The organism is Amycolatopsis sp. NPDC004378, assembly GCF_053602455.1.
On sequence record NZ_JBSGDR010000011.1, the window covers coordinates 142,298 to 162,141 of the forward strand.

The 19,844-nt window shown below is 72.5% G+C and carries 21 protein-coding genes; 9 read left to right on the forward strand and 12 right to left on the reverse strand.

Annotated elements, in window-relative coordinates; all coding sequences use genetic code 11:
- The first annotated feature begins 36 nt into the window (after positions 1–36).
- Positions 37–642, forward strand: coding sequence for a TetR/AcrR family transcriptional regulator (locus ACWEN0_RS29170; RefSeq protein ID WP_451980354.1), 606 nt, complete (start codon positions 37–39; stop codon positions 640–642).
- On the opposite strand, the gene ACWEN0_RS29175 is transcribed toward ACWEN0_RS29170, so the two are convergent.
- The 3 genes from ACWEN0_RS29175 to ACWEN0_RS29185 form a co-directional block, all read right to left on the reverse strand.
- Positions 639–1,181 carry a hypothetical protein gene (locus ACWEN0_RS29175; RefSeq protein ID WP_451980357.1) on the reverse strand — a complete coding sequence of 181 codons (543 nt, stop codon included), beginning with the start codon at positions 1,179–1,181 and terminating at the stop codon, positions 639–641. The genes ACWEN0_RS29170 and ACWEN0_RS29175 overlap by 4 nt on opposite strands.
- Positions 1,178–2,440 (reverse strand): hypothetical protein, encoded by a 1,263-nt coding sequence (locus tag ACWEN0_RS29180; protein WP_451980360.1) that lies wholly within the window; start codon positions 2,438–2,440, stop codon positions 1,178–1,180. Before ACWEN0_RS29180 ends, ACWEN0_RS29175 begins: the two co-directional genes overlap by 4 nt.
- 112 nt (positions 2,441–2,552) lie before the next feature.
- Positions 2,553–3,089, reverse strand: coding sequence for an ArsR/SmtB family transcription factor (locus ACWEN0_RS29185; RefSeq protein ID WP_451980363.1), 537 nt, complete (start codon positions 3,087–3,089; stop codon positions 2,553–2,555).
- A gap of 75 nt (positions 3,090–3,164) precedes the next feature.
- Here ACWEN0_RS29185 and ACWEN0_RS29190 point away from each other — a divergent pair, with 75 nt between their 5' ends.
- On the forward strand, positions 3,165–4,355 hold the full coding sequence (locus ACWEN0_RS29190; protein WP_451980366.1) for an MFS transporter: 1,191 nt from the start codon (positions 3,165–3,167) through the stop codon (positions 4,353–4,355).
- A 72-nt stretch (positions 4,356–4,427) separates the two neighbouring features.
- Here ACWEN0_RS29190 and ACWEN0_RS29195 read toward each other — a convergent pair whose 3' ends face one another.
- The 5 genes from ACWEN0_RS29195 to ACWEN0_RS29215 form a co-directional block, all read right to left on the reverse strand.
- Positions 4,428–5,669 (reverse strand): MFS transporter, encoded by a 1,242-nt coding sequence (locus ACWEN0_RS29195; protein ID WP_451980369.1) that lies wholly within the window; start codon positions 5,667–5,669, stop codon positions 4,428–4,430.
- A 10-nt stretch (positions 5,670–5,679) separates the two neighbouring features.
- The gene (locus ACWEN0_RS29200; protein ID WP_451980372.1) at positions 5,680–7,863 is read right to left on the reverse strand and encodes a YcaO-like family protein; all 2,184 of its coding nucleotides are present in this window, start codon (positions 7,861–7,863) and stop codon (positions 5,680–5,682) included.
- Positions 7,864–7,938: 75 nt separating this feature from the next.
- Positions 7,939–8,073, reverse strand: a complete 135-nt coding sequence (locus tag ACWEN0_RS29205) for a hypothetical protein (RefSeq protein WP_451980375.1) — start codon at positions 8,071–8,073, stop codon at positions 7,939–7,941.
- A gap of 218 nt (positions 8,074–8,291) precedes the next feature.
- A complete protein-coding gene (locus tag ACWEN0_RS29210; protein ID WP_451980378.1) occupies positions 8,292–9,722 on the reverse strand; it encodes a DUF1996 domain-containing protein in 1,431 nt (476 codons plus the stop codon).
- 622 nt (positions 9,723–10,344) lie between these two features.
- The gene (locus ACWEN0_RS29215) at positions 10,345–10,785 is read right to left on the reverse strand and encodes a CoA transferase (protein ID WP_451980381.1); all 441 of its coding nucleotides are present in this window, start codon (positions 10,783–10,785) and stop codon (positions 10,345–10,347) included.
- Positions 10,786–10,885: 100 nt separating this feature from the next.
- Between ACWEN0_RS29215 and ACWEN0_RS29220 the strand changes: the two genes are divergently transcribed.
- Together ACWEN0_RS29220 and ACWEN0_RS29225 are read left to right on the forward strand one after the other, a co-directional pair.
- Positions 10,886–11,680 (forward strand): IclR family transcriptional regulator, encoded by a 795-nt coding sequence (locus ACWEN0_RS29220; protein ID WP_451980384.1) that lies wholly within the window; start codon positions 10,886–10,888, stop codon positions 11,678–11,680.
- A gap of 139 nt (positions 11,681–11,819) precedes the next feature.
- Entirely contained in the window at positions 11,820–13,220 is a 1,401-nt protein-coding gene (locus ACWEN0_RS29225; RefSeq protein ID WP_451980387.1) for an MFS transporter, read from the forward strand.
- Here ACWEN0_RS29225 and ACWEN0_RS29230 read toward each other — a convergent pair.
- Together ACWEN0_RS29230 and ACWEN0_RS29235 are read right to left on the reverse strand one after the other, a co-directional pair.
- Complete coding sequence (locus ACWEN0_RS29230) at positions 13,195–13,707, reverse strand: AAA family ATPase (protein WP_451980390.1); 513 nt, start codon at positions 13,705–13,707, stop codon at positions 13,195–13,197. The genes ACWEN0_RS29225 and ACWEN0_RS29230 overlap by 26 nt on opposite strands.
- Before the next feature lie 89 nt (positions 13,708–13,796).
- Positions 13,797–14,417 (reverse strand): sigma-70 family RNA polymerase sigma factor, encoded by a 621-nt coding sequence (locus tag ACWEN0_RS29235; protein ID WP_451980393.1) that lies wholly within the window; start codon positions 14,415–14,417, stop codon positions 13,797–13,799.
- 247 nt (positions 14,418–14,664) lie between these two features.
- Between ACWEN0_RS29235 and ACWEN0_RS29240 the strand changes: the two genes are divergently transcribed.
- The 4 genes from ACWEN0_RS29240 to ACWEN0_RS29255 all read left to right on the forward strand — a co-directional run bounded on the left by ACWEN0_RS29240 (position 14,665) and on the right by ACWEN0_RS29255 (position 17,913).
- Positions 14,665–15,063, forward strand: coding sequence for a pyridoxamine 5'-phosphate oxidase family protein (locus tag ACWEN0_RS29240; RefSeq protein WP_451980396.1), 399 nt, complete (start codon positions 14,665–14,667; stop codon positions 15,061–15,063).
- 146 nt (positions 15,064–15,209) lie between these two features.
- Positions 15,210–16,715 (forward strand): GAF domain-containing sensor histidine kinase, encoded by a 1,506-nt coding sequence (locus tag ACWEN0_RS29245; protein ID WP_451980717.1) that lies wholly within the window; start codon positions 15,210–15,212, stop codon positions 16,713–16,715.
- Entirely contained in the window at positions 16,712–17,368 is a 657-nt protein-coding gene (locus ACWEN0_RS29250; protein WP_451980398.1) for a response regulator, read from the forward strand. The genes ACWEN0_RS29245 and ACWEN0_RS29250 overlap by 4 nt, the downstream gene beginning before the upstream one ends.
- A gap of 110 nt (positions 17,369–17,478) precedes the next feature.
- Positions 17,479–17,913 carry a hypothetical protein gene (locus ACWEN0_RS29255; RefSeq protein ID WP_451980400.1) on the forward strand — a complete coding sequence of 145 codons (435 nt, stop codon included), beginning with the start codon at positions 17,479–17,481 and terminating at the stop codon, positions 17,911–17,913.
- Between the two features lie 250 nt (positions 17,914–18,163).
- On the opposite strand, the gene ACWEN0_RS29260 is transcribed toward ACWEN0_RS29255, so the two are convergent.
- Positions 18,164–18,436, reverse strand: coding sequence for a hypothetical protein (locus tag ACWEN0_RS29260; RefSeq protein WP_451980403.1), 273 nt, complete (start codon positions 18,434–18,436; stop codon positions 18,164–18,166).
- Positions 18,437–18,472: 36 nt separating this feature from the next.
- Positions 18,473–19,093 carry a GTP cyclohydrolase I FolE gene (gene folE, locus ACWEN0_RS29265; protein ID WP_451980406.1) on the reverse strand — a complete coding sequence of 207 codons (621 nt, stop codon included), beginning with the start codon at positions 19,091–19,093 and terminating at the stop codon, positions 18,473–18,475.
- Between the two features lie 86 nt (positions 19,094–19,179).
- Between folE and ACWEN0_RS29270 the strand changes: the two genes are divergently transcribed.
- Positions 19,180–19,836 (forward strand): helix-turn-helix transcriptional regulator, encoded by a 657-nt coding sequence (locus ACWEN0_RS29270; RefSeq protein ID WP_451980408.1) that lies wholly within the window; start codon positions 19,180–19,182, stop codon positions 19,834–19,836.
- Positions 19,837–19,844 lie beyond the last annotated feature (8 nt).

Genomic DNA, 19,844 nt, shown 5'->3' on the forward strand with positions numbered 1-19,844 from the left:
ATTGCCGAGAAAGGAAACCCTATCTATCGTGGGGCGGTGGTTACCGAGGACTCCGCACCCGCCCGCCGCCGGCACGGCAAGCAGCTCGAGGCCGAGCTGCTGGCGGCCGCCTGGGACGAGCTGGTCGAAGCCGGCTACGCCCGGCTGACGATGGCGACGATCGCCGCCCGCGCCCGCACCAGCGAGGCCGTGCTCTACCGCCGGTGGGCCAACAAGGACCAGCTCGTGCTCGCCGCGCTCGAGCACCACCGCGCCGTCAACCCGATCGCGCTGCCGGACACCGGCGAGCTGCGCGGAGACCTGCTCGCGTACCTGGCGACCGTGAGCGAAGTCCGTGCCGCCTTCTTCGCCATCGCCGCGGCGACGGTGTTTTCGGGCCTGCTGGCCGACAGGGGGATGACACCCGCGCAGGCCCGTGCCGAGGTCATGGGCGGCGCGCCGCTGCCGGGGGAACGCGTCCTCTACCGGCGGGCGCACGAGCGCGGCGAGATCGACCTGGCGCGCATCCCCGAGTCGGTGCTCGACCTGCCGTTCGACCTGGTGCGGCACGACCTGCTCATGGACCTCGAACCGCCGAAGCCCGCCCGCATCAAGGCGATCGTCGACGAGCTCTTCCTGCCCTTGGTGCGTTCGCGCGGCTAGGCCACTACGCCGACATAGTCGCCCTCCGAGGTCGGGCACACGCAGGACTGCCCGACCGGCAGGGACTCGCCCATCGGGCAGGTGACGCGCTGGGTGACGCACACCGTGCCGATCCGCTGGGGCGGCGGGGACGAACTCCCGCCGTCGACGACGAGCACGACGACCACCGCGAGCACGGCGGCGACGAGGAACGCGGCGAGGCAGCCGAGCGGCTTGGCGAGGCCGGCCGTCTTCGGCGGCGGGACGGCCGCGGGCGGCGGGCCCCACGCCGCGCGGGGCGGTGGCGGCCCGGGCGGCGGGTACGGCTGGGTCGTCGACGGCCCCGGCAGTGGCGGCCCAGGCGGTGGCGGCCCGGGCGGTGGCGGCCCGGGCGGTGGTCCGGTCGTCGGCCCTGGCGGCGGGGTGGCGGACGTCCACTTCTCCGCGTACCGCCGGTTCAGCTCGGCTTCCACCGCCTGCCGCCGGCCGGGCGGGAGGTCGCCGCCGCGCAGCAGGGCTTCCAGCTCCGGCAACGGCAGCGCGGCGTAGTCCTCCGTCACGGCTGGTTCGCCTCCATGCCCAGCAGGCGGTGCACGCGGGTCGGCGACAGCGGCGCGAGCCGGAAGCCCTGCAGCGTGTCGACCGTGCTGCGCAGCGACGCGGAGTTCTGCTTCAGCACCCGCAGCATGGCCACCAGCTGCAGCGTCATGATCTGGATGCGGGCGTTGTCGCGGAAGATTTCGAGCGCGGGCAGGATCGCGCGCGTTCCTTCGGCCTTTTCCCGCATTTCCCGCACTTCGCCGAGGTACTTGTCCCATTCACGGTCGATTTCGCGGAAAGCGGCTTCGCGGTTGCGGATGTCCTCCAGCACCTGTTCGCGCATCGCGGGCGGGACGTTTTCCCCGCGCAACCGTTCTTCGAGCGCGCGCTGTTCCTCGCGGGTCTGGTCGACCCGGTCCTTCGCTTCGCGGTGCAGCTGGTCGAGATCGCCGCTGATGGCGAAGTTCGCGACGTACCCGATCACGAAGTCGGTAAGCTCGTAGATGATGATCGCGTTGCCGAACATCATGTCCGACAGCCGCTGCGCCGACGACTCGCGTTCGATCCGGCCGAGGATGCTCTGGTTGAGCGCGCTGAGGAACTCCACGGTCAGCCGCAGGGACTCGTACGAGACGTGCATCCGCTTCTCGGTCTGCACGAGCCGGTAGGCCCACTCGCGCTCGGCGTAGCCCGCCGGAAGCACCCGGACGGCGGCCTCGACGTCCTGGTAGTGCTGGTTTTCGATGTGCTCGGCGACCTGCTCGATGACGGTCCGGATCCGGGCGTGCAGCCCCGCGACGTCGGCGCGCACCTGCTGGTCGATCGCGGGGTTGCGGCCGATGTTGGCGCTGAGCAGGTCGGTCACCTCGACGCTGTGCCGCGCGCGGACCGCGAGCACCTGCGTGATGTGCCCGTCGAGCATCTGCCGGATCGCGCCCAGCGCGCTCGAGCGCTGCACCCGCTCGACCGGGTCTTCCGGCAGCAGCGCCTGGTCGGGTGCCTCGACGAGCACGCGCAGCCGTTCGGCGAGGGCGAGCAGCTGGGGATCGCGGTCCGCGCCCGCGTTCCGCAGTTCCCGCGCCACCGCGGCCCGGCACTGCGGCGACTCCGGGTGCTGTTCGAGCAGTTCGACGCTGCGCGCGACCGGCCCGCCGTACCTGCGGGCGATCGACTGCCGCAGCGCGCGGGCGCCGTCGGTCACGGCTTCGCGCGCCGAATCCTTGACGCCTTCGAGCAGGCCTTGCACCAGCACGCCCACGATCAGGCTGATCGGGTCCATCCAGGGCCACCTCCGAGCGGGACTGTCCTGCCCGGTCAATCGGCGGAAAGGCGGTTCGCGTAACGATTCCGGCGCCGTTAACCCGAACCGGGAAATGGCGTGGTCCGGAGATTCATCGACGTTTCGGGCCGCTCAGGTGGTGCACCACGAAAATGCCGCCGAGGGCGGGCCGGTCGAGCCGTTCGTGATCGGTGGCCACGTACTCGTCCAGCACGGCCAGAATCCGCCGGTCCAGTTCCTCGACCTCGTCGGGGGACAGGTGCAGCAGGAACTTCTCGTGCACCGCGACCGACTCGGGGCCGGCGTCACGCAGTTCCTCCTGGAAGATCTCGATCGGTGCGAACCGCGTCTCCGGGTCGGCGCCGGCCAGGGGGCCGTCCAGCCACCACGTCTCGGAGTTCGAGCGGTACGGCTTCTCCAGCGCGCCGCTCGCGCCCGTGCGGACCGGGGCCTGCTCCAGCAGCCCCGCCGCCACCAGCTGGCGCACGTGGTGCAGCACGGTCCCGGGGTCGCGGTCGAGGCGGTCGGCCAGCTGCTTGTTGGTCAGCTCCTCGACCAGGCACAGCCGCATGATGCGCAGCCGCAGCGGGTGGCCGAGGGCCTTCGCCTCCTCGGGCGTCGCCGGGCGCCGCCTGCGGGGTTCGGTCATGAGCGGAGCGTAGTCCATCGATGGAATCCGGTCACATCGATGGAGAAAAGCCCATCGATGTGCGATGCTCCACCAATGACCAGCGCGTTCTGGCGGCTGTGGACCGCCGCGGGCCTGTCCAGCCTCGCCGACGGCGTTCTCAAGGTCGCGTTGCCGCTGATCGCCGTCGGCTACACGCGGTCCCCGGCGCTCATCGCGGGACTCGCGTTCGCTTTCAGCCTGCCGTGGCTGCTCTTCGCGCTGCCCGCCGGCGCAGTGGTCGACCGCCTCGACCGCCGCCGCGCGATGCTCGCCGCCAACCTCGTCCGCGGTGGGCTGCTCGCGGCCGTCACGCTGCTGACCGGTTTCGGCGGCGGATCGATCTGGGCGCTCTACGTCGTCGCCGTCGGCGTCGGGTGCGCCGAGACGATTTACGACACCGCCGCGCAGTCGATCGTCCCGCAGGTCGTCGGGCGCGAGCAGCTGGCGCGGGCCAACGGCCGGATGTTCGCCGCCGAGCAGACGGCCAACGAGTTCGCCGGACCGCCGCTGGCCGGGGTGCTGGCCGCGGTCGGCACGCCGGTGGCGCTGTGGGCGGTGGCCGTCGCGGCTCTGCTGCTCGTGCGCGGCTCGTACCGGGTCCCGCGCGAAAAGCCCACCACCCTGCGCACGGACATCGCCGAGGGCCTGCGGTTCCTGCTGCACCACCGCGTGCTGCGGACGTTCTCGGTCATGACCGGCACGTTCAACTTCGCCACCGGCGCGACCTTCGCCGTCCTCGTCCTCTACGCGGTCGGCCCCGGCTCGGCGATGGGCCTGTCCGAACCGGCCTTCGGGCTGCTGATGGCCACCAGCGCGGCCGGCGGCCTGACCGGGTCGCTCGTCGCCGAAGCGGTGGAACGCCGCCTGGGCCGCGTCCGCGCGTTGTGGGTGTCCTGGCCGGTGGGCGGCGCGGGCGTCGGCGCGCTCGCGGTGACGGCGAACCCGTACGTGGCCGGGGCGGCCTTCTTCGTCAGCGGCGCGGCCATCCTCGTGTCGAACGTCGTGATGGTGTCGCTGCGCCAGCAGCTCACGCCCGACCGCCTGCTCGGCAGGCTCAACAGCAGCCACCGGCTCGTCGCGTGGGGCACGAAGTCCCTCGGCGCGCTCGCGGGCGGGGCGATCGCCCAGGCCTTCGGGCTCCGCGCGGTGTTCGCGGTGATGGCGGTGCTGGCGTTCGCCGTCGTGGCCGGGCTGCGCGTAGTGACCGAGGAAGCGCTCGATCAGAGCGGGAGCGTCTCCGCGTAGGCGTTCCACACCTTCTACGCCACGCAGATCCGCAGGGCGAAGGCGCGGACCTCGGAGACCGGCCGGGTTCACTCAGACATCGGCCGTCTCCCGGGTCGCGGCGTGCTCGGACACCGCCTTGACGCCGACGAGGACCACGACCGCCACCAGGGCGCACCCGGCGAGCACGAACCACGGCAGCCGCGTGCCGCCGGCCAGGAGCGCGGTGAACGTCACCGGTGCCAGGACCCGGGCCGCGCCCCACAGCAGCTCTTCCAGGCCGAGGTAGCGGCCGCGCAGGTGCGCCGGGGCGAGGGCGACGATGAAGGCACTGCTGGTCGGGGCCTGCAGCAGCTCCGCCGCGGTGAACACCACCGTGGCGGCGGTCAGCACGGCGAACGCCGTCAGCGGCGCGCCCGGCGGGGCGAAGGCGAACAGCAGGAAGGACACCGCCCACACGCCGGCCGCGACCTGCAGCGTCTTCGGCTTGCCGAAGCGTTCCACCCGGCTCGCCACGACGGTCTGCGCGAGCACCACGAGAACGGTGTTGAGGGCGAACAGCACGCCCGGCTGCCACACCGGCAACCGCAGGCCGTCGAGGGCGTAGGCGCTCAGCAGGACGGTGAACGCCAAGTCGCACAACGCGAAGACGAACACCGTCACCAGCACCCGCCGGAACACGCGATCGGCGAGCACGCTCCGGTAGCCCCCGCGCGGCGCGGCGCGGACCACGCCGCGTGCCGGGGCCGGCGTGCCACCGCGCCACCCGGCGACGAGCAGCGCCGCGAGCAGGAACGTCGCCGCGTTCAGCAGCACGATCCCCGTGTAGCCGCCGGTTCCGGTCCACCCGACCAGGACGCCGCCCGCGAGCCCGCCGAGGCCGAGGCCGACGTTGCGCAGCGTGCGGTCCATCGCGTACCAGCGGGCGCGCTGGCCCTCGTCGGCCACCTGCGCCACCAGGGCCCCGGACGCGGGCCAGAACAGGCCTTCACCCCAGAACGTCAACGCCGCCAAGGCGACCAGCTGCCACAGCGAGCCGGCGAAGACGTACCCGGTGAAAGTCAGCACCCGCAGCAGGTTCGCGGCGACCACGACCCGCCGCGGGCCGAACCGGTCCACGAGCGGCCCGGCCGAGAGCCCGGCCGGGAGGGCGAGCAGGGCCGCCATCGAGAGCAACGCGCCGACCGACGTCAGCGCGATGCCCTTGGCCGCGTGGAAGTAGACGACCGCGAACGGCAGGAACAGGCCCGTGCCCAGCGCGTCGACGCCCTGCGCGACGACCAGCGGCCGGCGGCCCCGGGTGCGGGGCAGCCCGATCAGTTCGGCGACGGCCATCGGCGTCTCCTCACGCGTGGGGGAGGGGAAAGACGTTCAACCGGTCCTCGGCGAGGGGGTCGGCGCGCCAGCCGAGGTCGACCGCGGCGCGGCGGATCCGCCCGTCGCCCCAGTACGGCAGCCCCGCCGGGAAGTTGGCCACCAGCCCCGGAACCAGCGTGTGGGCGGCGTGGAACCCGGCGGCGGCGATGTCGCGGGTGGTGAGGTCGACGCTCAGCACTTCGAACCCGCGGGCTTCGACGCGCTCCTGGTAGGCCTTGAGCCGCCGCTCGCCGAGGGCGGGCAGGCCCTCCCACGACCGCACGGGCAGGTTGCGCACCCACGGCGCGACCTTGGCCGCGGCCCGCGGGTCGAGGTAGACCTGTTGCTGGCACACGAGGTCCACGACGTCGGCGAAGTCCTCGCGGTAGGAGTCGAGGTACCGCCGGTCCGCCCGGTACGGCTTGAGGTTGCCCAGGTGCGGCAGGTCCGCGCGCATGCCGGCGACCTCGCCCTCGTCGTCGAGGGCTTGGCAGGTGTGGTGCAGGGTGAACCCTTCGGCGAGGGCCTTCTTGGCCGCTTCGAGCGCACCCGGCCGGGTCGCGAACCCGATCGAGAGCCACCGCCGGACGCGGTCGAACACCGCGGCGGCGACGATCGGGACGTCGAACTCGTTGTCCAGCGGGATGAGTTCGATGTCGTAGCTGTCGGAGGTGTCGGCGACGAGCTGCCGGATTTCGGCGGGCAGCTGCAGCCGGCGCAGCCGCGGCGTGTTGGCCCACCAGATCATGGTCGCGTCGCGCTCCAGCACCTCTTCGAGGCCCGAGGTGACGGCGTGCTCCGGGGCGGTCCCGGCGGCGAGGCCCGCGATCAGCGGGTCGGTGAACCGGGCGCCGGTGGGCTCCGGCACCTGGGAGACGAGGCACGCGGGTACCCAGACCGGTTCGCGCGTCGTGTGGGAAAAGCCTTCCACCCAAGCACATTCCGTGTCGGTGGTCAGCGGTGCGAAGGGGAAGCCCGCGGTGGCGTGCTGACGTGGCGAGTAGAGGTTCAGCCGTCGTGGGTCGAGAGCCGGGACGCCGGCGCGCTTCAGCTGGTCGAAGCTGGCGTGGCGGATCTCGCGCTCCGGAGGCAGCCAGCTGCCGCAGTAGCGCTCGACCGCCTCGCCGATCGCGGAGTCGCGGGCGAGCTCGAAGTCGTGCCAAGAGGTGCCGAACGCCTGGCGGTCGTTGGGCCAGTCGACCACGCGCCGCATGTCCGCGACGTCGACGGCGCACACCTTGAGCCGGGCGGGCATCCCGGGCGCGGCGGCCAGTTCGTGGACCGCCGTCACGACTCCGGTGCGTTCGTCGACGAGCAGGTCGGGCCGCGGGCCCGGCGGGTCGACCGGCCGCGGCCGGTCAGGCACCGGAAGCACGGGCCGGAACCGCGTGGTGAGCCGGCCGGGGTCGAGCTCCAGCTCCCCGGCGGTGGTCTCGGTCGGCTCGCCGGTCACCCAGCGTTCGAGGTGGACGGCGAGGGCGGTGAGCAGCCAGCGGACGGCGCCGGGACGCAGGGGTGTGCCGGACGCCGGGCCGGCGGCGGCGAAGGCGTCGAGCACCCGCGGGTCGAACGCGGCGGAGCGGCGGCGCGCCAGGACGTCCGCGAAGTCGGGGCCGGTGCCGCCGGGCGTGACCGCGGGGCCGGCGATGCCGCGGCCGCGTTCGTGGCGGAAGGAGAAGAAGCGCACGCCGCGGTCCGCGCAGAACGCATCCAGCGCGGTGAGCTCCGCATACGCCGGATGGGCGAACGCGCCGACGACGACGGTGTCGTCGGGCACCACGGGGAGGTCGCCGGTGGCGCCGGCGAGCGGGGCCACCCGGGCGTACCCGTACGGGGCGAGGACTTCGGCGAGCGGACCGGTCAGCTCGGCCGCGCCCGCGAGCAGCACGATCGTCGAGGCGACGCGCCGGAGTGCGGCTCGCTCGTCCACGGTGGACAGGCAGCCGTCGGCGTCCAGGACGTCGAGGACTTCGGCGTAGTCGGGATCCATCCCGGCGAGCAGGACCGCGCGGGTGCGGGTGCCGTCGATGCGGCCCAGCCACGCGCGGAACTCCGCTGCGGGCGCGGTGATCGAGTACTCGCCGCCGTCCGGTGTGATGAGCAGGCACAACCCGGGGTCCAGGTCGTGGACCTCGACGCCGGTCAGCTGCGGGCGGACGTCGTCGTGCGGCATGGTGGACCCCCTGTCGGGCGGATACGGACGTGCCGCGGTCCCGTGGGGCGGGACCGCGGCACGCGGGAACCGGACTTACTTGGCGGACGTGCGGTTGTGCACGACGGCGCGGTTGTGGACGACGGCGCGGTTGTGCACGACGGCGCGGTTGTGGACCACGGCGCGGTTGTGGACGACGACGGCGGTGGGGCGCTCGAACGTCGAGATCATCTTTTCCTCCTGTGGGGTGGTGGTGTCCCCTCCGGGACGGGGTGACTGGGAAAAGTTTGCGTCCTGGCCGTGCGTCGTGACGTCTTCTCGAATGCGGTCCGCATGGACGGCCCGTGCGTTCCGCATGGACGGCCGCGGGCGGCATGCACGGCCCGCGCATGCCGAACCCCCTTGCCGGCGCGGCCGGCAAGGGGGTTCGGGAAGGACAGCGCGTCAGCTCACGCCCGGCAAGTCCGGCCGCGGTTCACGCAGTTGACCAGACCGTTCATGATCCGCTGCGACATCACGTTGGCGAAGTCGTCGTGGTCGGACAGCGGGTTGTGCTTCTCCTGCGGGAAAGCGTCCACTTTGTACTGCTTCTTGACCTGGATGTCGTGTGGGATGTCGTAGGTCAGTGAGATCTGCAGCTGCGGCACCGCCTTGAACCCCTGGGCGCACCCGCCGAACCGGTCCGGGAACACGATGTGCGTGCGGTGGTTGGCGCTGTCGGTGTTCTTCCCGTCCCAGCAGCTCGGGAACGTGTGGATCCGCTTGACCTTGCTGTTCGGCGGGCAGATCGGGTACTTGTCGGTGAGGCGGTTCTCGAAGCCGGTGCACGTCCAGCTGGCCTTGGCGTTGGCGGGGCCGTTGGTGGACTGCTTCGCGTCGCCGTAGAGCACGCGCAGGAACTTCGGCATCGCCACGACCTTGCCCACCGGGCTGCCGCGGAAGGTGATCTGCACCTTCTGCGGGCGCAGGATCTTGCCGTCGTTGCCGGGCAGCTCGTTGTTCTGGTCCTGGCCGGGCAGGGCGCCGCCCGCCGTGGTGCTCGGCGGCGGGGCCGGGGTGCCGGTGTCCTTGCCGGGCTTCGGCGCGCACGGCGCGAGCCCGCCGAGGTCACGCGGCTTCGGCGCGAACCGGCCGATCGCGATGGCGATGCGCTCGATGATCGCGGCGCGCCGGTCCTTGAGCGGGTTCAGGATCGCGTTCTGGACGAAGTTCGCGCCGCCCTGGCCCTGCGTCGCCGCGACGCGCTGGTTGGCCTCGTCGGTCTGTGCGTCGAGCTGGTCCAGGTTGCTGTCCACTTCGGACATCGCCTGGTCGGGAACGTCGGCGAGGTTGCTCGCGACGTCCGGGCAGGCGACCTGGACGGTTTTGGCCTCCTGGTCGGCCTGCGCGCGGTCGCCGTCCGGCTTCTTCGCGGGCTCGTTCTTCTCCGCTTCGCCGGTGTCGATCCGGACGACGGGCCAGAAGTAGGCGGACTTGTCGCCGTTGCGGCAGGTGGTGCCGGCCTTGACGAGGCTCTTGTTGTTGGAGTCGGCGTTGGTGGAGAGGTTGCCGACGTAGTCGTGCAGGTGTTGGGCGCCGTTCTTGACGCCGGGCTGGGCGATGAAGTTGTCGGGGTTGAAGTGCTGGTTTTCGTTGCGGCCGCAGTCGACGGTGAAGGTGCCGGTCGAGGCGCCGTAGACCGGGCGCGGGTCGAACTGGTTCGGCTGGACCTTCAGGATGTCGACGAAGAACGCGGGGTTCGCCTCGTCGGCGCTGGCTTCACCGGTGTTGCCGGTGGTCGTCGCGACGACGATGCCGCCGACCGCGATGGCGAGGGCGAGGCCGCCGGTCGCGATCTTCGTCCTTCGGGAAACGCGATGGCGCCCTGGGGTGCGGGACATGGATCCTCCGGGGTGTCGGGCTGGCGGGAGTGCGCGACACTGATCGGGTTCGAGCAAGGCTCGCCCCCGACAGGTTTGCGTCGGCGGGGTGGGACGATTCCCGGCTGGTCCACCGACCCGACATCAGTGGGTGCGCGGCCACCTGCCCGTGACCACGCCGTCAACCGGCTGGTTATCGTTCCGTGATGGAAGCTACACCGGGGTTTGACACCGGGCAAGAAGGGATTTCCGCCCATCACGAACCGTTAGTCACGGTTTCCGTTTCCGTAGTCGGCGGTGGTCGTGAAAGGGGGCGAGGAATGCGCGAAGAATGGCGCACGCGAAAAACGCGGGCACGACGGCCCGCACCTGGATCACGCTGGGCGGCCGCGCGTGTCCCTCTCCGGCGTACTCGGATGCGGGCCCATCCTGGGCCGCTGACCGGGGCGTTGTCCAGCGTCCGGCGGTGTGGCGAAAAACTTTGAACCGACCTGAACCGCCGTACGTATCCCTGGGTGAGGCGCGCGGAATGCCCACCGGCCGAATGGCCGCCGTCGCGGTGGAATCCGTGCCCGACGGACGGCGGTAAAACCCGGACATCTCATTCCCGGCCCTCGTGAGTGGTTAGGACCGTTAGAACCGCCTAACCACTCACCACAAGGTGCGGCAGACCAGTTACAGGTCGTCCGTCGCTACCTTGCCCGACTCGCCCGGCGCGAACGGGCAGCCGCCGATCCCGACCGCGGGTGCGGCCGGGACGTTCGGTCAGCTTCGGCACCCGGTGGTGCCCGTGCATCCCGCGGGCCGCGAAGTGCGGGTCCCCGGCGACGTCTGTAGCGGTCAGGATGGGTCCACAAGGGACGGACGCTTCGCGCGGCGCGGCCTCGGCGGCGGCCTGGGACCGCGTCGCGGTCCGCGCGCCGATCGCGTAGTCGAGCAGTCCGGTGTGCGCGACCCAACCGGGGATCTTCGCGGCCGATGGCGTACATGAGCCGCCGGAAGATCGCGTTGCCGCTGACGACGATGTACTTGCCTTCGGCGCGGCGATGAAGTTGCCGGGTTCGACCGCCCGATCAACAATCACGATGTGAGTTACCAACTCAAAATGCGGGCGAGTGTCGGGCAGTCAACCGGGTGGGACGCGGATAGACTGTGCGGCACACCACGGGCACGGGACGGGGCGAATGGCAGAGGAAGAACGCAGCGGCACGACGCCGGTGCTGGTCCTGCGCAAGTTCAAGCAGATCCTCGAGTCGTTCACGATCGACGAACCCGAGCTGACGCTGCAGCAGATCACCCGGTCGACCGGGCTGCCGGCGAGCACGTGCCAGCGGCTGGTGCACAACCTCGTGCGCGAAGGCTTCCTCGACCGCTACGACGACACCTACCGCGTCGGGCTCGGCCTGGTCCGCTGGGCGGCGCCCGGCACCTTCGGGCTCGACCTGGTCCGGCTGACCCGGCCGGTGTTGCAGCAGCTGCGCGACGAAACGGGCGAGACGGCCTGCCTGTACGTCCGCGACGGCGCCTACCGCACGGTGATTTCCCTGGCCGAGTCGCGGCACCCGGTGGTGCGGCTGTTCGTCGTCGGCATGGTGATGCCGCTGCACGCCGGCTCGGCCGGGAAGGTGTTCCTGGCCTGGGACAAGCTCGCGGTCAAGGACGCGATCGGCCACGGCCTGGCGCGGTTCACCCCGCGCACGACGGTCGACATCGACCTGCTCACCGAGCAGCTCGGGCAGATCCGCGAGGCCGGGTACGCGGTCAGCTTCGAGGAGCGCGACCTCGGCGCGGCGTCGCTGAGCGCCCCGGTGTTCGGGCTGAACGGCGAGGTCAGCGCGGCGATCGGGATCGGCGCGCCGACCCAGCGCATGACCGCGGCGGACGTCCCCAGGCTGGCGCCGATCGTGGTCGAGGCGGCCCGCCGCGCCTCGGAGCGGCTCGGCCACCGGCCCGGCGTGGAGCGGGTCGCCGCCCTCTGAGGAAGCCGGGCCGGCCGGGCTGCGGGGTGTTGCCGTTCCACTCATCCTGTCTCTGACCTGTGGCTCCTTGACTCCGCGCTGTGGCCGTCACATCATGGGTCGGCCAACCACATAGTGGCGATGTCAAAGGAGACAACGGATGGCCAACATCCCCGACGCCGCCCCACCGGACGCCGGCACGATCGCGGGCCGGCTCGACCGGCTGCCCATCACCCGCACGCACCGCCGGGCCACCGTCGCCGTCGGGCTCGGCCTGTTCTTCGACTTCTACGAGGTCTTCCTGACCGGCGTGCTCAGCTCGGTGCTCGTCGAGGAGTTCGACCTGACCAAGGCGGAGCTGCCGCCGCTGCTGGCGTCGACGTTCGTCGGGATGTTCGTCGGCGCGCTGCTGCTCGGGCGGCTCGCCGACCGGTTCGGCCGACGCGGCGCGTTCCTGCTGAACCTCGGGCTCTACTCGCTGTTCTCGCTGCTCGGCGCGTTCAGCGGCAGCGCGGTGATGCTGCTGGTGACGCGGTTCTTCGCGGGCATCGGCCTGGGCGCGGAGCCGCCGCTGGCCGACACCTACCTCACTGACCTGCTCCCGGCCCGCAAGCGCGGCCGGTTCATCGCCTGGGCCTACACGCTCGCCTTCTGCGGCTTCCCGGTCGTCGGTTTCCTCGCCCGCGGCCTGACCGACCACGAGATCCTCGGCGTCGCCGGCTGGCGCTGGCTGTTCGTCATCGGCGCGCTCGGCGCGGGCGCCGTCTTCCTGCTGCGGCGCGGACTTCCGGAGTCGCCGCGGTGGCTGGAGTCCGTCGGCCGCACCGAAGAGGCCGAGCACCTGGTGGCCGGGCTGGAGGCCGAAGCCCGCGGCGGTGTCGACGAAAGCCACGCCCCGCCGCGCGGCACCACCCGCAAGCGCGCCGCCGCGCCCGTCCGCGACCTGTTCGGGCCCGCCCTGCGCCGCCGGACCTGGATGATGGTCGTCTTCCAGGTCCTGCAGACCCTCGGCTACTACGGCTTCGGCACGCTCGTACCGCTGGTGCTGGCCGCCAAGGGCTACGCCGTTTCGCAGTCGCTGCTGTTCGCCGCGCTGACCTACCTCGGCTACCCGGTCGGGTCGGCGCTGTCGCTGCCGATCGTGGAACGCGTCGAGCGGAAGTACCTCGTCGTCGGCTCGGTGCTGGCGATGGCGGTGTTCGGCATCGCGTTCGGGTACGCCGGTTCGATGGCGCTGATCCTCGTGTTCGGCTTCCTCTACACCGCGACCAGCAACCTGTTCTCGAACGCCTTCCACATCTACCAGGCCGAAATCTTCCCGACGGCCCTGCGCTCGACGGCCTCGAGCGGCACCTACTCGCTGTCGCGGCTGGCCAGCGGCGCGATGCCGTTCGTGCTGCTGCCGTTGCTGAACTCGAGCGGGCCGACGACGTTGTTCCTGGTCGTCGCGGGCGCGCTGGTGGTGGTCGCGGTGGACGTCGCGGTGCTCGGCCCGCGCACGACCGGCCGTCGCCTGGAGAACCTCAACGACGAGATCACGGCCGCGCAGCCGCTTCGATGACCGCCGCCGCCTCGCCGGCCGGCACCCGGGCGGTGTCGACGACGAGGCGGTCGCGGGTCCACGGCTCGTATTCGCGGGCCACGATGTCCTGCCAGGTGGGTGGCACGAGGTCCGGGATGCCGGTGTCGCGGAACTCCGCGCGGCGCCGGTGTTCCGCCGGGTCGGAACAGACGATCTCGGTTTCCAGCACACGGGCGCCGGCGCCGAGCGCGGTGGCGCGCCAGGCATCGCGCGTGACGGCGAGGGGATTGACGCACTCGGCGATCACGCTCACCCCGGTGCGCAGCAGGTCGGCGGCGACCTCCCGGGCGACGACGTAGCCGACCGGCCCGAGCGGCTGCTCCAGCGCCGTGGCGCGGACGATGGCCTGTTCGATGGTGTCGACGCGCAGGAAGGCGAACCCGGTGCGGCGGGCCAGGTCCGTGGCGACGGTGGTCTTCCCGGTCGCGGGCAGCCCGCCCACGACGATCAGCAGCGGTGGCGGCACCGCTGCATGATCGCACGGCGGCACGCGCGGGACTGCCGCATCGGAGGAGGCCAAGTCCCTCGATGCGGCGCCCGCCCGCCGCTTCCCGCTCAGGAAGCCGCTTCCCGCCTCTGCGTCGTCAACCCGCGCCGCAACGTCGTCAGCGCGCGGTGCTGGGCCACCCGCACCGCGCCCGCACTGCTCAAGCCCACCGCCGCCGCCGTTTCCTCGGCCGACAGCCCGAGGATGATCCGCAGCACCAGGATTTCCCGCTGGCGGGCCGGGAGGGTGTCGAGGAGCCCGGCCGACCAGTCCAGCGCCGCCGACCGTTCGACCTCCTCGCCCGTCGGGTCGCCGCCCACCCAGCGCTCGGCGGGCGGCTCGGCGACCGGGCTCGTGCGGTCGCGCGCCCGGCGCCGGTGGAAGTCGGCCACCTTGTGCGCCGCGATGCCGAACACGAACGGCAGGAAGCTTTCGCCCTCGTACCGGTATTCCGGCAGCGCGCGGATGACCGCCAGCAGCACCTCCTGCGCGCAGTCTTCGGCGTCGGACGAACCGTCCTGCCACGACCCGATCCGGCCGAGGCAGTAGCGGAACACCAGCGGCCGCAGCGCGCGCAGCACGCCCGCGACGGCCGCGCGGTTGCCGGCCATCGCGGACCGGACGAGATCCGGGTCGAGGGTGAACGTCGCCGAAGGAGCGGGTTCGCCCTCGGCGGACTGCGGCGGCATCGGGCTTTCCCCTCTCCTCGGGCACGGCTGCCCGGCAACGGACGGTCACGACGCTAGGTCACCGCGCGTGCCCGCCACACCGGCCGGGAGGCCGCCGCGGCCCGGGTCTTCCGGCCCTAGCCGGCCGCGTCGCGATGTGCGTTCATGTCCCCTCCGGCGGCGGCCGGGCCGAACGGCCCTACCGGCGCCCCGGGGCCGTCGATCACGCTGGTGACCGGGGTATTCACAGGGAGAACACAGGGACGTGATGGTGGACGACGTGGGCTTCGGGCTCGACCGGCAGCAGTGCTTGGCACTGCTTCGCACGGCGAGCCTGGGCCGGGTGATCTTCACCCACCGGGCGATGCCGGCGGTCCGCCCGGTGCGGTTCGCCGTCGTCGACGACGGCGTGGTGTTCGCCGCCCCGGCCGGCAGTCCCCTCTACGCGGGCGCGCGCGACGCCGTCGTGGCGTTCGAGGTCGACGAGTTCGCCACCGACTTCGGCGCCGGCTGGTTCGTCAGCCTGCTGGGCCGCGCCACCGAGTCGCCGCTCGACAGCGGCGAAGTCGCCTGCCTGTGCCCGTGCCCGGCGCTCTCCGGCCGCCGGTTCCTGCGGATCCCGGTCGAGGCGATCACCGGTCACCGCATCGGTTGCCACGTGGAGTAACAATCCCGCTGCTCCGATCGACCCACCGGATGGACGAACCGGATTGGGCCGACACGGGCAGTCGCTTGTGGGACCCTTGACGGCCCGGGGAGCACCCCGGGATCGGGCTACTACGGGGTCGACGGGAAGTGGCGGACGAAATCGGCATGCCGGTGATCCTGGCCGCGGTGGCCGGGATCGCGCGTGAGCTGGAGATGCCGGCGTTGGTGGACCGCGCGGTGAAGACCGTGTGCGAGCTGGTCGGCGCGCGGCGCGGCCGGCTGGAGGTGACGGGGCCCGACGGAGCCGCGGTCGCGGAGTACGGGCGGCCGGGCGGGACGCCCGGGGTCGAGCTGCCGGTGCGGGCCGGTGACCGGGTCTACGGGAAGTTCGTGCTCGAACCGGGCGAGCACGAGTTCGGCCGTCGCGAGCGCGAGATCGTGGGCGCTCTGGTCGCGGCGACCGGGATGGCCGTCGAGAAAGCCGTGCTGGTCGACGGGATGCGCCGCCGCGAACGCTGGCTCGAAGCCTCCTACGACGTCACCCGCGCGCTGCTCGGCGCGCAGGACCTGCGCGCGACGCTCCGGCTGATCGCCGAACGGGCCCGGGTGGTGGCCGGCGGCACCGGGGGTGCGATCGCGCTGCCCGACGGGCCGGGCCGGCTGGTGTTCGACGTCGTCGAGCCGCCGGGGGAGGATTCGGAGCGGCTCACCGGGCTGACCGTCCCGATGGAGGGCACGGCGACCGGCGTGGCCTTCACGACCCGGCGTCCGGTGGTCGTGCGCGACTACGGCGAGCACGTCCAGAACGAGCAGCGCGACCGCGCCGGGCCGATGCCCGCGATGATCAAGGATCTCGACTCGGCGATCTCCGTCCCGCTGATCGTCGGCGAGGAGACCCTCGGCGTGCTGCTGGTCGCGAAGTTCCGCGACAAGTCGCCGTTCACCGACTCCGACGTCCAGCTGGCCGAGACCTTCGCCGGGCACGCCGCGCTCGCCGTCGAGTTCTCCCGGGCGCAGGAGGCCCGCCAGCAGCTGGCCGTGTTCGAGGACCGCGACCGGATCGCCCGCGACCTGCACGACCTGGTGATCCAGCGGCTGTTCGCGACCGGGCTGGGGCTGGAGGGCGTGAGCAGGCTGATCGCCGACGCGGGGGTCGCCGCGCGCGTCGCCGGGTTCGCCCAGGACCTCGACGGCACGATCCGGGAGATCCGCAACAGCATCTTTTCGCTGCAGGCCCCCGCGCAGGCGCAGGGCAGCCTCCGCGCGGAACTGCTGCGGGTGGCCGTCGACGCTCGGGACACCCTGGGCTTCGAGCCGCGCGTCGGCTTCGACGGGCCGCTGGATGCCGCCGTGCCGGACGCGGTGCGCTCCGACCTGATCGCGTCGCTGCGCGAGGCGCTGACGAACGTGGCCCGGCACGCGGGCGCGAGCACGTCGTCGGTCGACGTCACCGTGGACGGGCTCGGCCGCCGGCTGAGTCTCGTGGTGCGCGACGACGGGACCGGGCCGCCCTCGGAGACCGGCCGGCGCAGCGGGCTCGCCAACCTGGCCGCCCGCGCCGCCCGCTGGGGCGGCAGCTGCGAACTGGCCGCCGCCGAAGGGGGCGGCTCCCGGCTGGAATGGACCGCCGAGCTGCCGGCGCGGGCCGGCGAGCAGGGGAGTGGGCGATGACGATCTCGGTGTTTCTGCTCGACGACCACGAGCTGGTCCGCACCGGGCTGAAGACCGTGTTCGAATCCGAAGTGGACATCGAGGTGGTCGGCGAAGCGTCGACAGCCGCCGAGGCGCTGGTCCGGATCCCGCAGGCGCGCCCGGACGTGGCGATCCTGGACGTCCGGCTGCCCGACGGCCAGGGCGTCGAGGTGTGCCGCGAGATCCGCTCGACGGTGGAGCCGCCGCCCGCGTGCCTGATGCTGACGTCCTATTCGGACGACGACGCGCTGTTCGGCGCCATCATGGCCGGCGCGGCGGGGTACATGCTCAAGCAGGTCTCCGGCCGGTCGCTGGTCGAGGCCGTCCGGACGGTCGCCGTCGGCGGCTCGCTGCTCGACGCGACGCTCACGGCGTCAGTCATGAACAAGCTGCGCGGCGAGGACGTGGCGGCCCCGGACCCGCGGTACGAGCAGCTCAGCCCGCAGGAGCGGCGAGTGCTGGACCTGGTCGCGGAGGGCCTGACCAACCGCCAGATCGCGGAACGGCTGTTCCTGGCGGAGAAGACGGTGAAGAACTACGTGTCCTCGGTGCTGCACAAGCTCGGGGTCGAGCGGCGCACCTCGGCGGCGGTCTACGTCTCCCAGCGGAAGGCCGACGGCCGATCGGGCTGATCTCGCGCCCACTCGGGCGAAACCGGTGGGGCGTCCGACGTATCTGGCCGCCGATGCGATACACCTGTCGGGGTGACGCACGAGTTGTCGTGCGCGGCGGAGGGGACGGCATGTCGGGGTTGTCGAGCGGGGACTATGTCACGCAGCAGATCCGGGCACTCGCGGAAGCGGTGCGCCGGGAAGGGGCCGGCGGGGTCGGCACGCGCAGCTTCCAGCTGGCGGAGCACCTGGCGGCGGAGGGAGGCGTCCACCGCGGCGACATCCTGACGGCGACGGCGACGCTCCTGGCGATGACGGCGTGGTGCGACGGCGAAGCCGAGGCGGCCCGCAGGTTCGCCGAGCTGGCGGCCGAGCACGACGAAGAGTCCCGCGAGCTGGTGGCGCACCTGCTGTGCCTCGAGATCGGCGCCGAGGAGGGCTGGCTGCCGGAAGGCCGCGCGGAGGCGTTGCTGGAGTACGCCCGCCGGGCGCGGCGCGGTGACCTGGCTTCGCGGGTGCGGGCGATCGCCGGGGCGCGCGGTGGCCGCCATCGGCGTGCGGATTAGCGGCGGTTCGGGGCGGGGCCGTTGCTGGGTACGCGCGCAGCGACCTGGCTTCGCGGTGCGGGCCGCCATCGGCGTGAGGACCGGCCGGGTCCGTCCGGATCGGACGGACCCGGCCAGCTCGTGAGGGGCCGGGCGGGGCCGGCCAGTGCGGCCGGATCCACGCCGTGGTGGCAGTGCAGGTTCGCGAAGTGTTCGCCCGGCTCCGGCCCGAGCCTCGCGTGCAGCGGTGACGGGCTCGGCTCGACGACCGTCACCTCGCAGCCGTACGTCCGCGCCGCCGCCTCCAGGCCGATCCAGCGGGCGCCGGCCACGACGACGCGGCCAGCGCGTCGCGCAGCCGGTCGGCGTGGGTGAGGCGGCGCAGGTAGTGGACGCCCTCGAGGTCGTTGCCCGGCACCCGCAGCCGTGGCGGCGACGCACCTGTCGCCAGCGGCAGCTTCGTGTAGCCGAGGCGGTCGCCGCCGACGAGGACGACCCGGCCCCCGAACCCCTTCCGCTCGCAGCGTTTCCGCGGCCTTCGCACCGGTCAGGCCGCCGCCGACGATGACGAAGGCGTCTATCAGGCGCTGACTCCCGTGAGGGCGAAGAACTCCTGCCGCGTCTTGGGTTCCTCGCGCAGCAGGCCGTGCAGCGAAGACGTCACGGTCAGCGCGCCGCTCGCCCGCACCCCGCGCAGCGACATGCAGAGGTGCTCGGCTTCGATGACGACGCCGACGCCCTTCGGGGAGAGCTGCTCCTGCAGCCAGTCCGCGACCTGCTTGGTCAGCCGCTCCTGCACCTGCAGGTCGAGGGCGAACATCTCCACGACGCGGGCGAGCTTCGAGAGCCCGAGGATCCGCTCGCCGGGCAGGTAGCCCACGTGCGCGACGCCGCGGAAGGGCAGCATGTGGTGCTCGCACAGCGACTGCACCGGGATGCTCTTCGCCAGGACGAGCTCGTCGTAGCCCTCGTCGTTGGGGAACGTCGTCAGCTGGAAGTCGCGCGGGCGCAGCATCTCGGCGTAGGCGTGGGCCACCCGCCGCGGCGTGTCGCCCAGGTGCTCGGTCGTCGGGTCCTTCCCCAGCGCCCGCAGCAGGTCGGCGACCGCGCGCTCGGCCGCGCGCAGGTCCATGGCGTCGCGGTCGGGGACGACACCGAGGTGCCGCAGCGGGACCGGTTCGCTGACGGGGTCGACGCTCACAGGGACCTCCTTAGATGACCAAGACGTGCCGACGTTAGAAGCCCGCGCGGGTTTTCGTCAACGATTGTTTGTTTTAGAGTGCTCGGATGCACAAGTCCCAGGCGGGCGCGCTGGCCGCGGTCGCGGCGCTGGACGAGCCGACGCGGCGGCGGCTCTACGAGTATGTCGTCCGGAGGCCCGGGCCGGTGAGCCGCGACGACGCCGCGGCGGCGCTCGGCGTGCCCCGGGCGACCGTCGCGTTCCACCTGGACCGCCTGGTCGGGGAGGGGCTCCTGGCCGTCGAGTTCGAACGCCGCACCGGCCGCTCCGGGCCGGGCGCGGGCCGTCCCGCGAAGCTGTATCGCCGCTCCGACCGGCAGGTGAGCGTCTCGGTGCCGGAGCGGCACTACGAACTCGCGGGCGAACTGCTCGCGTCCGCCGTCGAGGAAGCCGACGAAACCGGCGGCTCGGCGCGGGCGATCCTGAGGCGGCGCGCCCGCGAACACGGGGCCGAACTGGCCGCCCGCGGCGGGGACACGGTCGGCACGCTCGAAGAACTCGGGTTCGAGCCCCGCCTCGAAGACGGCGGGGTGCTGCTCGGCAACTGCCCGTTCCAGCGGCTCGCCCGGACGCACCCGCGGCTGGTGTGCGAGATGAACCTCGGACTCGTCGACGGCCTCCTCGCCGGGGCGGGTGACCGCCGCTACCGGGCCGGCCTCGAGCCGCAGCCCGGCTACTGCTGCGTGCGGCTCTCGCCCGCCTGACGGGCGTT